Genomic DNA, 14,640 nt, shown 5'->3' with positions numbered 1-14,640 from the left:
GGAGGTGGACGAGCCGGAGGTGGACCGAACGGGGACAGCCGACTGCACCGCGAACGGCCGCCCCGCCGCCCCGGAGGGAGCGGACGGGGCGGCCGTCGGTGCGGGTCGAGCGGACTACTCCGAGCCCGCCCCCTCCTGCTGTGCGAGAGCCCGGCGACGGACGCCGGTGATCAGCACCCCGGCGCCGATGAGCGCCAGGGCCGAGGCTCCCAGGAGGCCGCCGTTCCACCCGGTGAAGGGCAGGCTGCCCGGGCCGCCGGCGTGGCCGGGCGCGCCCGGTCCGGCCGTCGGCGTGGAGGTGGGCACCGGCACGGCGGTCGGACCGGCGGTCGGCGTCGAGGTCGGCTCCGGCGAGACGGTCGGCTCGGGAGTCGCGGTCGGCTCCGGCGTCGCCGTCGGCTCGGGCGTGCCCGTGGGCTCCGGAGTCGCGGTCGGCGTCGGCGTCACGTCCTCGGTCACCGCCACGCTCACGAGCGTCGCCAGCCCGGAGTCCGAGTAGGCGATGCGACCGAGGTAGGAGGCGGGCCCGGCGAGGTCCGACCACGAGATCGTGTAGTCGGTCGGCTCGCCCTGCACCGCGTCGACGACCTCGGGCTCGGTCGTGAGCGATCCCACGCCTCCCTCGGGCGTGATGACGAAGCTGCGCAGGTCGAAGGTGACCGCCGACTCCGATCCCACCGCGTACATGTCGGCCGTGACCCGGTAGGTCCCCGCCTCCGGCTCTTCGAGATCGACGCGCTCGTCGGCGGAGGCGGTCGCCGAGACCGCCTGCGAGACGGGCTCACCGGCGGCGTCGAGCAGCTCGACGTACAGATCGAGATCCGCGGTGTCGTCGAGCGAGTCGAGGTCGAACCGAGCGAACTCCGCGCCCTCCGGCACCTCGACCGTCGTCACCAGGGTCGTTCCCGCCGGCAGCGTCCCCGAGTGCCCGTCGGACGCCGTGGCGTCCTCGGCGAGGACCCCCTCGGCGAGTCCGCTCGGCGAGAGCGGCAGTGCGCCGTCGACTCCGGGCGTGATCGTGGCCGTGGTCGACCCGGTCGAGCCGGAGCCCGACACCTCGTAGGGCGCATCGAGCAGGACGGGGCGCACGGCGACGGGGCTGCGCACCTCGTGCTCGGCGCTCGACCAGGTGAGGTAGCCGGTCGCGAACTCCGACAGCTCGGCGTCGGCGGTCGTGAAGGTCACCGTGTACTCGGCGGTCTGCCCTGCTCCCGTGAACGAGAGCGTGGAGGGCGACACGACGGTGTCGATGCCCGGGATCTCGAGCGAGGCGGTGTACGTGCCCGGTCCGGTCGACGTCACCGTGCGGGTGATCGTCTGCGTTCCGGCCAGTGCGCCGATCGCGATCGAGGCCTGGTTCAGGTCGGACGGGTCGATCGCCTCGATCGGGTCGATCGCGGGGTCGGGGTTGAAGACGTAGCCCGCGCCCTTGAGGAACGCGATCCAGTCGCTCGGGCCGCTGTCGTAGAGCAGACCGGGGTCGAGGAACGCGGTCGGGTCGACGTGGCCGGCACCCTGCGCGAAGACGTCCTCGGAGGCGTTCCCCGACTGGTCGACGCTGTCGTACGAGGTCGTCATCATGGCCGACTTGACCGCGGACGGCGACGCGTTCGGGCTGGCTCCGAGGATCAGCGCGGCGAGACCCGCGATGTGCGGCGACGACATCGACGTGCCGGACTCGAACGCGAAGGCCGGGTCGTCGCCCTCGGCGTTGAAGCTGTCGGCCAGGATCGCGACGCCGGGCGCCGTGAGGTCGGGCTTGAGCACGTCGGCACCGTCTGCCTCCGCGGGGCCGCGCGACGAGAAGCCGGCGACCTGGGGCACGGCGATCGGGGTGCCGGACGAGTTGCCCTCGCTCAGCGTCACGGTCGCACCCGCCGTCGAGGCGTACTCGGTGATCGGGTCGTAGGCCTCCGAGTCGATCTGGATGCTCGGGACGGAGTGGTCGTCGACGTGCAGCGCGTTCGGGAACGGGTTGAGCAGCAGCATGCCGATGCCCCCCGCCCGCTCGACCTCGGCCGACTTCGAGACGCGGGTGGTCGTGCCCGCCGTGCAGGCGACGATCGTGCCGGCCACCTTCTCGGGGTCGAGGGTGCCGGTCTCGCAGATCTCGGGAGTCTCGGTCCCGGGGAGCGCGACGTCGGCGCTGTTCACGAGCGGACCCGTGACGTCCTCGTGGACGGTGATCGATCCTCCGGGGAACGCCTGTCCGTCACCGAGGGTGGCGGTGGCGGTGTAGGTCGGGATGGAGGAGGCGGCGACCGTCGTGTACCACGGCGAGGCGTGGTCGAGGGTCGAGTCGCCGGGGCCGGAGTTGCCGGCCGAGGCCGCCACGAAGACGCCCGCCGCGGCGGCGTTGAGGAACGCCTCGTCGATGAGCGTGAGCGTGGAGGTGGCCGCTCCGCCGCCGATCGAGAAGTTGATCACGTCGACGCCGTCGCTGGTCGCCGAGTCGATGGCGGCGAGGATGCCGGGGCCGGAGCAGAAGTCGTCGTCGTCCGTGCCGTCGACGTCGCCGTTCCAGCAGACCTTGTAGGCGGCGACCTTGGCGGCCGGCGCCACGCCCGAGATGAGGCCGTAGTCGTAGCCGTCGACACTCGCGTCGACGCCCGCGTTGCCGGCGGCCGTGCTCGCGGTGTGTGAGCCGTGTCCGTCGGCGTCGCGCGGCGAGAGGTACTCGGGGTTGTCGCCCGAGCCGGCCACCTCGGAGGCGCCGAGGAACCAGCGCGCGCCGATCAGCTTCTGGTTGCACTCGTCGCCGGTCCACTGCTGCGCCGCGTCGGCGCCGCTCGCGCAGGCTCCCACGAACGAGCTGCCGTCGGACTTGGCGTAGGTGACGGTCTCGCCGTCGGTGTAGGGCGCGGCGCCGGGCGAGGTCGCGAGCGGAGCACCGGCGAAGGACGGGTTCTCGGGGGCGATGCCGGAGTCGATGACTCCGACGACGACGCCCTTGCCCGCGTCGTCGATCCCGCCGAGCTCGTCCCAGACTCCGTTCTCGCCGTCGAGGCCGAGGAAGCTCGTGGACGACTCCTGGCCGGTGTCGGCGACGGGGATGCCCGATGCCGACGGAGCCGACTGCAGTGCGGTCGACTGCGCGCGGTCGAGGGTGAGGTCCTCGATCTCGCGGACCTGGGCCACGTCCTTGCGGTTCGCCAGGCGGCTCGCCTGGGCCCCGGTCAGTTCGGCCGAGAAGCCGTTGAGGGCCACCGTGTAGTGGTAGCCGATCTCGGCGTCGACGGCGGCGGCGACGTCGTCCTGCCGCCGCTCGAGGTGAGCCGAGTAGTCCTCGACGGGGGCCGAGCGCGCCTGGAGCTGCGTCCCCTGGTCGGGAGCGGTCCGCGCGAACCGCGCATCGGTTCCCTCGTAGGTCGCCGCGGCGGGCTCCACGAGCGTGACGACGTAGTCGCCGTCCTCGAAGCTCTGCATCGAGGAGAGCCCGCCGATGACCGAGGCGCTTCCTGCGAGGGGGGCCGCCGAGGCGCCGCTGGTGGCGAAGGCGGCGGTGGCCGCGACTCCCAGAACGGCGAGGCCGGCGAGGATGCGCCTCTCAGCGCGACGGACGAGGGGAGGGTGGGAGGGGTGGATCGGCAATCGATGTCCTAACTCATGTTCGCTGGGAAACCGGTCTGTGGTTGCACTGAATCGGTCGTGCTCTCGACCCTACGAACTGGATCGCTCGGCTCTGTTTCGAGCAGGTTACGAAGTAGGCGGATCGGGGACGTCATCACTTGGCACTCTCGCCTGTGGAGTGCTAAATTGTTCGTGTTGAGTCAGGTCGGCTCAACTCTTGGAATTGATCCGTTGCACGACTGAATGGAGTGATTTCTATGGCTGTCACCTACGACCCCATCCGCGAACTCGATCGCGTCGCCTCCGCCCTCCTCGGCTCCGGCCAGGGGCCGCGGCGCATGCCGATCGACCTCTACCGCGACGGCGACCACTACGTCCTGACCGCCGACCTGCCGGGGATCGACCCCGGGTCGGTCGACGTCGACGTCGACGGTCAGCTGCTGACGATCCGCGCCCAGCGGACCGTCGCGAGCGGCGAGGGCGTGACCTGGATCACCAGGGAGCGCCAGTCGGCGACCTTCGTCCGCCAGCTGAGCCTCGGCCAGGGAGTCGACACCGAGCGCATCTCGGCCTCGTACGACAACGGTGTGCTCTCGGTCACCATCCCGGTCAGCGAGAAGGCGAAGCCGCGCCGGATCGAGGTCGTCTCGAACGCGAGGCCCGAGCAGGTTCAGCTCGGCGAGTCCCGCTCCGAGTAGTCCTCGTCTCCGGAGAGCCCGTCCGCGCTCGCGCGGGCGGGCCCTCCGCCGTTCACCCGCGCCGGCGGTCCGCCGTTCACCCGTCAGGCCGGGGGCGGCGGCTGGATGATCGGACGTCCGGTAGCGAGCCGCTCCCCGATCTGCTCGGCCCGCCGCGCCCAGGAGTGGTGCGTCCGCACATGGCGGCTCGCGCGAGCCGTCGCCGCCTCGTGACCGGCGTCGGCGTCGGCGTCGAGCCGCGCCGCCAGATCGGCGCCGTCGACGTCGACCTGGAGGATCGCGTCGAGCGGGAGCAGCCGCTCGTACTCCCCGCTCCCCGGGAGCACCCCCAGCAGCCGCGCACCCGCCGCGAGACCCTCGAGGTAGCGCATCACCAGGGGGCTGTAACCGCCGGTGCGCGCGTGATCCTCGGCGAGCGGCGGCGTGACCACGAAGTAGCGGGAGCGGCCGGCGAGCTCGCCCAGCTCGCGCGGGGTCAGCAGGCGCCCCTCGCGGCGGTACTCGTAGAGCAGCCCCCGGGCCTCGCAGTAGTCGAGCAGAGCGCGGTGCAGCGGTTCGTGCCGCCTGCCCATCCAGAAGGCGAACACGTCGCGCTCACCGCTGCCCGGCGTGAACACCTCGGTGTCGACGCCGAACGGGAGCCACTCGAAGCGGCCTCGAGGATGACGGCGCACGAGCTCCTCCGCGCCCTCGCTGAAGGGCACGAAGAGCGGGTCCAGGCGCTGGAGGCGCGCCGCCAGCGCGATCCGCGGCAGATCGACGAGCCAGGGGTCCACGACGAAGGCCGACCGGGTCGCGCTGCCCGCCGCGAGCGAGGCGGCCACGAGGGGCCACTCCGGTCGGGCGCTCTGCTGCATCCAGAAGACGGAGTCGGCCCCGCGCAGCTCCCGCACCAGACCCGGCCAGGAGCGGGGCGACGCCTGAGGCGAGACCAGGCGGCCTCCCCGCGCCGCGAGCGGTCGCAGCAGCGGCGGCCCGAGGGTCGTCCAGTTGATCCAGGGATCGAGGCGGTCGTTGGACAGCACGGCGAGCGTCATTCGGGCTCCGGTCATCGGGTGCGCCCACCGTAGTGACCCCCTCGTCGGCACCACAACGGGGCGTCCTCGTGCAGCCCTACGCTGGGGGTATGCGCGCCCTCCCGCCCGACGCCGCCGTCGGAATCCTGCTCCCCCGTGACCTGCCCGCCGCCGCGATCCTCCCCTACGCCCGCCGCGCCGAGCAGCTCGGCTTCGACGAGCTCTGGGTGATCGAGGATCTGGGCTTCCGGGGCGGGATCGCCCAGGCGGCCGCCGTGCTCGCGGCCACCGACCGCATCGTGGTCGGCATCGGGATCCTCCCGGCGGCGGCCCGCCACGCCGCCTTCACCGCCATGGAGCTCGGCACCCTCGCCGAGCTCTTCCCCGGTCGGATCCACGCCGGCATCGGGCACGGGATGCCGCACTGGATGCGCGGCCTCGGGCTCTGGCCGACGAGCCCGCTGACCCTGCTCGAGGAGCAGTTCGGCGCCGTGCGCTCGCTGCTCTCGGGGGCCGAGACGTCCGTCTCCGGCCGCTCGGTGACGATCGAGGGACTCCACCTCGAATCGCCGCCGGCCACGGTCCCGCCCCTGCTCGCAGGCGTCCGCGGACCCCGCTCGCTCGAGCTGGCCGGCCGGGTCGCCGACGGCGTCGTGCTGGCCGAGCCGGTCACTCCGGAGTACCTGACGCGGGCGCGCGACCTGATGGGGACGCCCGGTCGAGTGGTCGCCTACAACGCCGCCGCGGTCGACGACGACGCCGGCGCCGCACGCGATGCGGTCCGCCCGGGGCTGGAGTGGATCGGCGAACCCGACTGGGCCCCGCACATCGAGCCGCTCCCCTTCGCCGCGGAGTTCGCCCGCCTGCGCGAGCGGAGCGCCGATCGCGCGTCGTTCGCCCGCGATCTGCCGGACGAGTGGGTCGACCAGCTGGCGGTCGTCGGCACTCCGGAGAGCGCCCGTGCCCGGATCGACGAGCTGCACTCGGCGGGCGCCGCGAGCGTCGTGCTCATCCCCTCCGGCCCCGACGCCGCTGCCGCGATGGAGTCGCTCGCCCGCGTGCTCTGAGCGACGACGCAGCTCCGGCTCGCGGGAACGACTCCCGCATGCGCGAACGGCTCCGGCCCGCAGGATTCCTGCGAGCCGGAGCCGTTCGGACGAGCCGGAGCCCGCCGTGCGGATCGGATCAGGCCGACATGCGCGCCTGGAGGTTCTCGTCGAGCGTCGCGAGGAACTCCTCGGTCGTCTGCCAGCCCTGCTCGGGCCCGACGAGCATCGCGAGGTCCTTCGTCATCTTCCCGGACTCGACCGTCTTGATGACCACGTCCTCGAGAGCGAGCGAGAAGTCGATGAGCTCCTGGTTGCCGTCGAGCTTCCCGCGGTGCGCGAGCCCGCGCGTCCAGGCGTAGATCGAGGCGATCGGATTCGTCGAGGTGGGCTTGCCCTGCTGGTGCTGGCGGTAGTGGCGCGTGACCGTGCCGTGCGCCGCCTCCGCCTCGACCACGAGCCCGTCGGGCGTGGACAGCACCGACGTCATCAGCCCGAGCGAGCCGAAGCCCTGCGCGACCGTGTCCGACTGCACGTCGCCGTCGTAGTTCTTGCAGGCCCAGACGTAGCCGCCCTCCCACTTCATCGCGGAGGCGACCATGTCGTCGATCAGGCGGTGCTCGTAGGTGAGACCCGCCGCGTCGAAGCGCTCCTTGAACTCCGCCTCGAAGATCTCCTCGAAGATGTCCTTGAACCGGCCGTCGTAGGCCTTGAGGATCGTGTTCTTCGTGGAGAGGTACACGGGGTAGTTGCGCGTGAGGCCGTAGGTGAGCGAGGCGCGGGCGAAGTCGCGGATCGAGGCGTCCTGGTTGTACTGGACCTGCGCGATGCCGTCGTCGGGCGCCTTGTAGACCTCGAACTTCATCGGCTCGGAGCCGTCGTCGGGGGTGAACTCGACGGTGAGCGTGCCCTTGCCCTTGAAGACGAAGTCGGTCGCGCGGTACTGGTCGCCGAAGGCGTGGCGGCCGATGATGATCGGTTTGTTCCAGCCGGGCACCAGACGCGGAATGTTCGAGATGATGATCGGCTCGCGGAAGATCACGCCGCCGAGGATGTTGCGGATCGTGCCGTTGGGCGACTTCCACATCTTCTTCAGGCCGAACTCTTCGACGCGCGCCTCGTCGGGCGTGATCGTCGCGCACTTGACGCCGACTCCGTGCTTCTGGATGGCGTGCGCCGCGTCGATCGTGACCTGGTCGTCGGTCTCGTCGCGGTACTCGATGCCGAGGTCGTAGTACTCGAGGTTCACGTCGAGGTACGGGTGGATGAGGGTGTCCTTGATCTTCTGCCAGATGATCCGCGTCATCTCGTCGCCGTCGAGCTCGACGACGGTTCCCTCAACCTTGATCTTGGACATTGCTCTCCCATGGTCTCGATGAAGCGCCCCGCTTCTGCGCGGGACGGGCGGCTCCGCGGCCGCTCCAGATGGCCTCGTGTCAGCCTACCCGAGGGCCGAACTGTCTCGATGTCGAGAGAGTTGGCGGGGCGTCGCGGGCGCGGGAGTGCTCCTCGTCCCCTGGGAGGATGGCCGCCCCTGGGCGGGGCCGCTAGATTGACCGCATGAGTGCACTCCGCCTGGAAGAGCTGTCGGCATCGAACATCTCCGCCGTGAACGGGCTCAGCCTCAAACCCGGTCAGGAGCAGTTCGTCGCCCCGGTGTCGTACTCGGCGGCCGCCGCCGTGATCGATCCGGGAGCCGCGTGGCAGCGCGCGATCCTCGACGGCGACGAGCTCGTCGGCTTCATCCACGCGCACTTCGACCAGGAGGCGCCGGAGGAGTTCCGCAGCTGCATCTGGCGGATCAACATCGACGCGGCGAAGCAGGGGCGCGGCGTCGGGACCTTCGCGGTCCGCGCTGCGGCGGACGAGGCGCGCAGCCGCGGCTTCGACACGCTCACCGTCATCTGGGAGTCGGGCGAGGACGGGCCGGAGCAGTTCTTCCGCTGGATCGGCTTCGAGGTCGTGGGCGAGACCCAGTACGGCGAGAACATCGGCGCGCTGAAGCTCTGACGGGCGCGCTCCGCTCGTGCCGGACGACTCCGCCGACTTCGTCTCGGCCGTGCTCGAGGTCGTCGACGGCATCCCGCCCGGGCGGGTGATGGCGTACGGCGAGATCGCCGCCGTGCTCAAGAGCCGTGCCGCGCGCGCGGTCGGCACGGTCATGGCCCGCTACGGCTCCGACGTCGCCTGGTGGCGGGTCGTCCGCTCGGGAGGAGCGCCCGCGGCCGGCCACGAGGAGCGGGCGCGCGCGGAGTACGAGCGGGAGGGGACGCCGCTGGTGACGACTCCGAGCGGCTACCGGGTCGACATGCGCGCGGCGCGCTGGCGGCCCTGACGCGGGTTCGCGTGCGGTCCGCGGGTCGGCGTGCGATCTGCAGGAGACCGGCGCTCGCGCGCGGCTCCGGCGCTGCAGGATCGGCCTCCGCCTCCGGTTCACCTGCAGACCGCACCAGCACCTGCAGACCGCACTCGCACCCCCGGCGCCTCACACCAGGGAGTCGCGCCACGCCGCGTGCAGCGTCGCGAACCGCCCCGAGCCGGCGATGAGCGCCTCCGGGGTGCCGTCCTCGACGATGCGGCCGTGCTCCATCACCAGCACCCGGTCGGCGATCGCCACCGTCGAGAGCCGGTGCGCGATGATCACCGCCGTCCGGTCGGCCAGGAGGGTCTGCAGTCCCTGCTGCACGAGGCGCTCGCTCGGGATGTCGAGCGAGGAGGTCGCCTCGTCGAGGATCAGCACCGCCGGGTCGGCGAGGAACGCCCGCGCGAACGAGATCAGCTGCCGCTGACCCGCCGAGACGCGTCCGCCGCGCTTGTTGACGTCGGTGTCGTACCCGTCGGGCAGCGCCTGGATGAACTCGTGCGCGCCCACCGCCTTCGCGGCGTCGACGATCTCGTCGTACGACGCCGACGGCCGCCCGATCGCGATGTTGTCGGCGACCGAGCCCGAGAAGAGGTACGCCTCCTGCGTGACCATCACGATCGCGCGGCGCAGGTCCTTGGGGTGCAGCTGCCGCAGGTCGACGCCGTCGAGGGTCACGACTCCGTCGGTCGGGTCGTAGAACCGCGAGATCAGCTTCGCCAGCGTCGACTTGCCCGCGCCGGTGGATCCGACGAGAGCGATCGTCTGGCCGGCCGGGATCTCGAGATCGAAGCGCGGCAGGATCTCGCGATCGCTGGTGTAGGCGAAGCGGACGCCCTCGAACCCGAGCCCGCCCCGCGCCTCGCGCAGGTCGATCGGGCGAGCGGGGTCGGGAACGCTCGGCTCCTCGGCGAGGACGCCCGAGATCTTCTCGAGCGCCGCCGCGGCCGACTGGTAGGAGTTGTAGAACATCGCCATCTCCTGCACCGGGTCGAAGAAGCGCCGGGTGTAGAGCAGGACCGCGAGGAGCGCACCGATCTCGAGACCGCCGTCGAGCACGCGGACACCGCCGACGAAGAGCACGACCGCGACGGTGACGTTGCCGATCAGCACCAGGCCGGGATCGAAGGTGCCGAAGACTCCGAAGACCTTCTTGTAGGCCACCCGGTACTTCTCGACGACCGCCCCGAACACCTCCTCGTTGCGCTTCTCGGCGCGGAAGGTCTGCACGGCCCTGATCCCCGTCATCGTCTCGACGAACTGCACGATGAGGCGCGAGGAGGCGACGCGCGTGCCCCGGAACAGCGCCTGCGACTTCTTCTGGAACCAGCGGGTGAGGAGCGCGAGGGGGATGAGCGCGCACGCGAGGACGATGCCGCTCACTCCGTCGAGCGAGACGAGGGCGATCGCCACGAAGCCCATGTAGAGCGCACCCTGCACGAGCTGGTTGATCCCGGAGTCGAGGAGCTCGCGGATCGAGTCGAGGTCGCTCGTCTGCCGCGAGATGATGCGGCCCGAGGTGTAGCTCTCGTGGAACTCGAGGCTCAGCTTCTGGGTGTGCAGGAAGACCCGCTTGCGCAGGTCGATCAGGATCGCCTGGCTGACCCGCGCCGAGAGCACGGTGTACCAGGCGACCAGGATCGCTCCGACGGCGCCGATCACCACGTACGCGGTGACCGTGAGCGCGAGCGGAGTCGCGTCGCCGTCGAGCACCGCCGGGAGCCCGGTGTCGATGCCCGCCGCGATCAGCGCCGGTCCGGCCACCTGCGCGGCGGTCGAGACCACGACGACGATCGCCGTCAGGACGAGACGCAGGCGGAGGGGCCGCAGCAGCGACCCGAGGAGTCGCAGCGAGCGCCGGCGCATCTCGGCGGACTCGCCGCGGGAGAGGTCGTCGCGCTCCTCGGTCGAACCGAGCGTGCTCATGATCGGGTCTCCTGATCCGTCGTGGACGTGAGGTCGAGGCTCGGGCGGGAGCCGACCCGCTCGGCGCCGGGCGGGCGGCTGAGCTCGTCCTCCTCGAGGCTCGAGATGACGAAGCGGTAGTGCGGGCTGCTCGCGAGCAGCTCGCTGTGGGTGCCGACGGCGGTGACGCGCCCCTCCTCGAGGAGGGCGACCCGGTCGGCGAGGGCGACGGTCGAGGGCCGGTGGGCCACGATGAGGGCGGTCGTGTCTCCGAGCACCCGGCGCAGCCCCGCCTCGACCCTCGCCTCCGTGTCGACGTCGAGCGCCGACAGCGGGTCGTCGAGGACGAGCACGGAGGGACGGGCCGCGATCACCCGCGCGAGCGCGAGCCGCTGCCTCTGCCCGCCCGACAGGCTCATGCCCTCCTCGCCGACGGTGGTGTCGAGCCCGTCGGGCAGGGTGTGCACGAAGTCGGCCTGCGCGATCTCGAGGGCCTCGAGCAGCTCCTCCTCGCTCGCATCGGGACGCCCGAGGAGCACGTTCTCGCGGACCGACGTCGAGAACAGGGTGGCGTCCTCGAAGGCCATGCCGACGTGCGACCGCAGCTCCTCGCGGCGCATCCTCCGGACGTCGACGCCGTCGATCTCGATCGCGCCGTCGGTGACGTCGTAGAGGCGCGGCAGCAGGGCGGTGAGGGTCGTCTTGCCGGACCCCGTCACGCCCACCAGAGCCATGGTCTCGCCCGGCTCGACCACGAGGTCGACGCCGTCGAGCAGATCGGGGAAGCGCTCCGGAGCGTCCTGGTAGCGGAAGTGCACGCCCCGGAAGCGCACGCGGCCGCGGGGACGGTCGATCGACTCCGGGTTCTCCGGGTCGGTGATCGAGTTGCGGCTGTCCATGACCTCGAAGTAGCGGTCGACCGCGGTGCGGGTGTCGAAGGTCATCGAGAGGAGGAAGCCGATCGACTCGACGGGCCAGCGCAGGACGGTCGCGGTGGTGAAGAAGGCGAAGAGCTCGCCGACGCTCAGCTGGCCGTCGGCGGCGAGCCAGACGCCTCCGAGCAGGCACAGGGCGAAGGCGATGTCGGGGACCAGGAGGAGGACGAACCAGATCCCCGCGATCGCCTTGGCCTTGTCGATCTCGGTCCCGCGCAGCTGCTCCGCCTGATCGGCGAAGCCGGCGAGCGCGTGCTTGTGCCGCCCGAACGCCTTGAGCACGCGGATGCCGTGCACCGACTGCTCGACGGTGGTCGCGAGATCGCCGGCCTGGTCCTGACTGCGACGGGCGATGCTCGAGTAGCGCTTCTCGAACGCGAAGCCGTAGATCCAGACCGGGATGGAGCAGACGACGAAGAGCGCGCCGAGGAGCGGGTTCCAGTAGACGAGGACACCGAAGCCCACCACGATCGTGAGGGCGTTCACGACGAGGAGCACGAAGCCGAAGGCGATCCAGCGGCGGATGAGGCTGAGATCGCTCATGGCGCGCGAGAGGAGCTGGCCGCTCTGCCAGCGGTCGTGGAAGGACACCGGCAGATCCTGGAGCTGCCGGTACAGGGCGGTGCGCATCCTGGCCTCGATGCGCGTGCTCGGGGTGAGCACCATCCGGCGGCGCAGCGCGATGGCGGCGGCCTCGATGATCCCCAGCAGGAGGATGATGCCGACCGGGCCGATCAGCGGACCGAGATCGCCCGCCCCGGCGGCCGACGCGCCGTCGCCGAGCGGACCGTCGACGAGCTGCTGCAGCACGATCGGGATCACGAGGGAGACCAGGCTCGCCACGAGCGCGACCGCGATGCCGATGCTCAGCCGGGGCAGCGCGTCGCCGACGAACGGCAGCAGGCGAAGCAGGACCTTCAGCGTGCTCGGACGCTTCGGCTCGGCCTGCGGTTCGGCGGTCGGTGGGGTGTGTGCGGACACGGTGGAGGGCCTTCGCGAGGAGGAGGGGTGGGGATCGCCGCGGGCCCGTCCCGGGCGCTGCGCAGCCTTGCAGGCTATACCCGGGCTGCGCGACGCGTCCACTGCCTCGCGTCGTGGGCGCGTCGCGCGGCGCGAGTCAGTGGAGGCCCTCCCCCTCGCCCGTCAGCGCACGCGGACGGACAGGCAGGTCACGCAGCCCTCGAGCTTCTCGAACTCGGAGATGTCCACGGCCACGACCGTGTAGCCGAGGTCGCGGAGCAGCTCGGCGCTCCTCGGGGCGGACGCCGCCATCAGCAGCGTGTCGGCGTCGAGGACGACGACGTGGGCGCCGGGCTCCTCGGGCATCGGCAGGAACGAGGCGAAGAGCCGCGGCTCGTCGACCACGGGCTCCCAGCCGATGACGGTGCCGTCGGGCAGGGCCGTGACGGCGCTCTTGAGGTGCAGCACCCTGGTGATCGGCACGGCGACGACGCTCATCCCGAGCGGGCGGAGGATCGCCCGGAGCTGCGCGACTCCCTCGGCGTTGGTGCGGCCGCCCCGACCGACGTAGACCGTCGACCCGACCTTCAGGACGTCGCCGCCCTCGAGCGTGCCCGGCGCCTCGATCCGGTGGACGGTGAGATCGAGCGCCGCGACCGCCTCCTCGGCGCCGGCGACCTCTCCGCTGCGGGAGGCGGCTCCGGGGCGGGTGAGCACGGCGTGGTCGCCGAAGACGACGACCGCGTCCTCGAGGAAGACGGAGTCGGCCATCGCCGGCGCTGCCGTGACCTCGACCGTCTCCCAGCCGGCCTCGTCGAGCGCCTCGATGTAGGCCTCCCACTGCTGCTGCGCCTTCTCCTGGTCGACCGGGACCCGGTCGAGGTGGGTGAGCTCACCAGCGTCGAGGTTGAGGGCCGGCGCGCGGACCAGGGCGATGCGGCGTGCCGTCGTGGTCGGCGTGACGGCGACAGGTGCCGTCGCGCGCGCGATCCGGTGGCCGAGGGTCGCGGCCGCCAGGGTGAAGGCGAGGAGGAACACGAGGTTGAGTCCGCCGAACGTCTCGACGATCGACACCCACACCTCGCCGGTGATCGCGCTGCCGCTCGCGCTGGCCTGGACGAGCGTGCCGAAGGTCGCGCCGATGAGCCCGGCGACGAGTCCGGCGATGGCCGCGGTCCAGGCGCGGTTCAGCATCCCGGCGACGGCGAGGGCGAAGACGACGACGAACGCGAGCGCGCTCGAGAGGAGGAAGTAGGCGTTGACCTGCGGCAGGGCCGAGGCCGCCAGCTGGTTGCCGATGAAGAAGGCGAGCAGGTTGCTCAGGTGCGCTGCGAGGGCCGTGGCGGCTGCGGCGGCGAGAGCCGTCAGGAGGCGACGGCCGATCGAGGGGGCGGGCACGGGGACGAGCGTGGAGTCGTGGGGCACCCGGGCGACTGTACGCGGTCCCGCCCCGGCGCCCCCTTGCCGCCGCCTTGCCACCACCTGAGAGCCGCGCGCCCTCGCCGCCGCCCCCACTCCGCGAAAGTTGTCGCACTCGCGCCTCCACTACGACAACTCCTGCGCACTCGCCGCCCGCGAACCCGCGTCGGCCTCCCGTCTCCCTCGGAGAGAACGCCGACCGCCCTCGGCACCGCTTCGAGAAGCCCGGGCCTCCAGAACTCGCGCCCACTCTCCAAGAGTTGTCGCACTCGCGCCCCACTACGACAACTCCTGCGCACTCGCCGCCCGCGAGCCTGCGCCGCCTCCCTCGGAGAGAGGGCCGACTGCCCCCGGCAACGCTCCAAGAAGCCCGGGCCTCCCGAACTCGCGCCCACTCTCCAAGAGTTGTCGCACTCGCGCCCCACTACGACAACTTCTGCGCACTCGCGCGAACCCGCCTCCGACCCGACTCCCGAAGGGAGAGTGCCCCGAGCACCCGACTCCCGAAGGGAGAGGTCACCCGAGCCCGACTCCCGAAGGGAGAGGCCCTCGAGCACCCGACTCCCGAAGGGAGAGGTCACCCGAGCCCGACTCCCGAAGGGAGAGGCCACCTGCACCCGACCCCCGAAGGGAGAGGCCACCCGCACCCGACCCCCAAAGGGAGAGGCCACCCGCACCCGACCCCCAAAGGGAGAGGCCACCCGCACCCGACTCCCGAAGGGAGAGGTC

The 14,640-nt window shown here is 71.7% G+C and carries 10 protein-coding genes; 4 read left to right on the top strand and 6 right to left on the bottom strand.

Annotation, left to right across the window (positions count from 1 at the left end):
* Nucleotides 1-114: 114 nt before the first annotated feature.
* Entirely contained in the window at nt 115-3,591 is a 3,477-nt protein-coding gene (locus B9Y99_RS03035) for a S8 family serine peptidase (protein ID WP_085475106.1), read from the bottom strand.
* A gap of 236 nt (nt 3,592-3,827) precedes the next feature.
* Here B9Y99_RS03035 and B9Y99_RS03030 point away from each other — a divergent pair, with 236 nt between their 5' ends.
* Entirely contained in the window at nt 3,828-4,268 is a 441-nt protein-coding gene (locus B9Y99_RS03030; RefSeq protein WP_085475105.1) for an Hsp20/alpha crystallin family protein, read from the top strand.
* A gap of 83 nt (nt 4,269-4,351) precedes the next feature.
* Here the strand turns inward: B9Y99_RS03030 and B9Y99_RS03025 are convergent, their stop codons facing one another.
* On the bottom strand, nt 4,352-5,320 hold the full coding sequence (locus tag B9Y99_RS03025) for a glycosyltransferase family protein (RefSeq protein WP_129587869.1): 969 nt from the start codon (nt 5,318-5,320) through the stop codon (nt 4,352-4,354).
* Nucleotides 5,321-5,394: 74 nt separating this feature from the next.
* On the opposite strand from B9Y99_RS03025, the gene B9Y99_RS03020 reads away from it, so the two are divergent.
* Entirely contained in the window at nt 5,395-6,351 is a 957-nt protein-coding gene (locus B9Y99_RS03020) for an LLM class flavin-dependent oxidoreductase (protein WP_085475103.1), read from the top strand.
* Nucleotides 6,352-6,469: 118 nt separating this feature from the next.
* Here B9Y99_RS03020 and B9Y99_RS03015 read toward each other — a convergent pair whose 3' ends face one another.
* Nucleotides 6,470-7,687 carry an NADP-dependent isocitrate dehydrogenase gene (locus tag B9Y99_RS03015; RefSeq protein ID WP_085475102.1) on the bottom strand — a complete coding sequence of 406 codons (1,218 nt, stop codon included), beginning with the start codon at nt 7,685-7,687 and terminating at the stop codon, nt 6,470-6,472.
* Nucleotides 7,688-7,890: 203 nt separating this feature from the next.
* On the opposite strand from B9Y99_RS03015, the gene B9Y99_RS03010 reads away from it, so the two are divergent.
* Nucleotides 7,891-8,340, top strand: a complete 450-nt coding sequence (locus B9Y99_RS03010; protein WP_085475101.1) for a GNAT family N-acetyltransferase — start codon at nt 7,891-7,893, stop codon at nt 8,338-8,340.
* A gap of 16 nt (nt 8,341-8,356) precedes the next feature.
* Nucleotides 8,357-8,665: an MGMT family protein gene (locus tag B9Y99_RS03005; protein ID WP_085475100.1), complete on the top strand. Its 309-nt coding sequence runs from the start codon at nt 8,357-8,359 to the stop codon at nt 8,663-8,665.
* Between the two features lie 150 nt (nt 8,666-8,815).
* Here the strand turns inward: B9Y99_RS03005 and B9Y99_RS03000 are convergent, their stop codons facing one another.
* The 3 genes from B9Y99_RS03000 to ddaH all read right to left on the bottom strand — a co-directional run bounded on the left by B9Y99_RS03000 (nt 8,816) and on the right by ddaH (nt 13,917).
* A complete protein-coding gene (locus tag B9Y99_RS03000; RefSeq protein WP_085475099.1) occupies nt 8,816-10,618 on the bottom strand; it encodes an ABC transporter ATP-binding protein in 1,803 nt (600 codons plus the stop codon).
* On the bottom strand, nt 10,615-12,513 hold the full coding sequence (locus B9Y99_RS02995; protein WP_085475098.1) for an ABC transporter ATP-binding protein: 1,899 nt from the start codon (nt 12,511-12,513) through the stop codon (nt 10,615-10,617). Before B9Y99_RS02995 ends, B9Y99_RS03000 begins: the two co-directional genes overlap by 4 nt.
* 162 nt (nt 12,514-12,675) lie before the next feature.
* The gene (ddaH, locus tag B9Y99_RS19345) at nt 12,676-13,917 is read right to left on the bottom strand and encodes a dimethylargininase (protein ID WP_280157837.1); all 1,242 of its coding nucleotides are present in this window, start codon (nt 13,915-13,917) and stop codon (nt 12,676-12,678) included.
* Nucleotides 13,918-14,640: the final 723 nt, after the last annotated feature.

It is taken from the genome of Rathayibacter oskolensis (assembly GCF_900177245.1).
Lineage (GTDB): Bacteria > Actinomycetota > Actinomycetes > Actinomycetales > Microbacteriaceae > Rathayibacter > Rathayibacter oskolensis.
This window is presented reverse-complemented; position numbering and strand designations above follow the sequence as displayed.

Bases quoted from the DNA above. Each gene is read 5' to 3' on its own strand.
- B9Y99_RS03030 (WP_085475105.1), top strand. From the start codon at position 3,828: ATGGCTGTCACCTACGACCCCATCCGCGAACTCGATCGCGTCGCCTCC.
- B9Y99_RS03025 (WP_129587869.1), bottom strand. From the start codon at position 5,320: ATGACCGGAGCCCGAATGACGCTCGCCGTGCTGTCCAACGACCGCCTC.
- B9Y99_RS03020 (WP_085475103.1), top strand. From the start codon at position 5,395: ATGCGCGCCCTCCCGCCCGACGCCGCCGTCGGAATCCTGCTCCCCCGT.
- B9Y99_RS03015 (WP_085475102.1), bottom strand. From the start codon at position 7,687: ATGTCCAAGATCAAGGTTGAGGGAACCGTCGTCGAGCTCGACGGCGAC.
- B9Y99_RS03010 (WP_085475101.1), top strand. From the start codon at position 7,891: ATGAGTGCACTCCGCCTGGAAGAGCTGTCGGCATCGAACATCTCCGCC.
- B9Y99_RS03000 (WP_085475099.1), bottom strand. From the start codon at position 10,618: ATGAGCACGCTCGGTTCGACCGAGGAGCGCGACGACCTCTCCCGCGGC.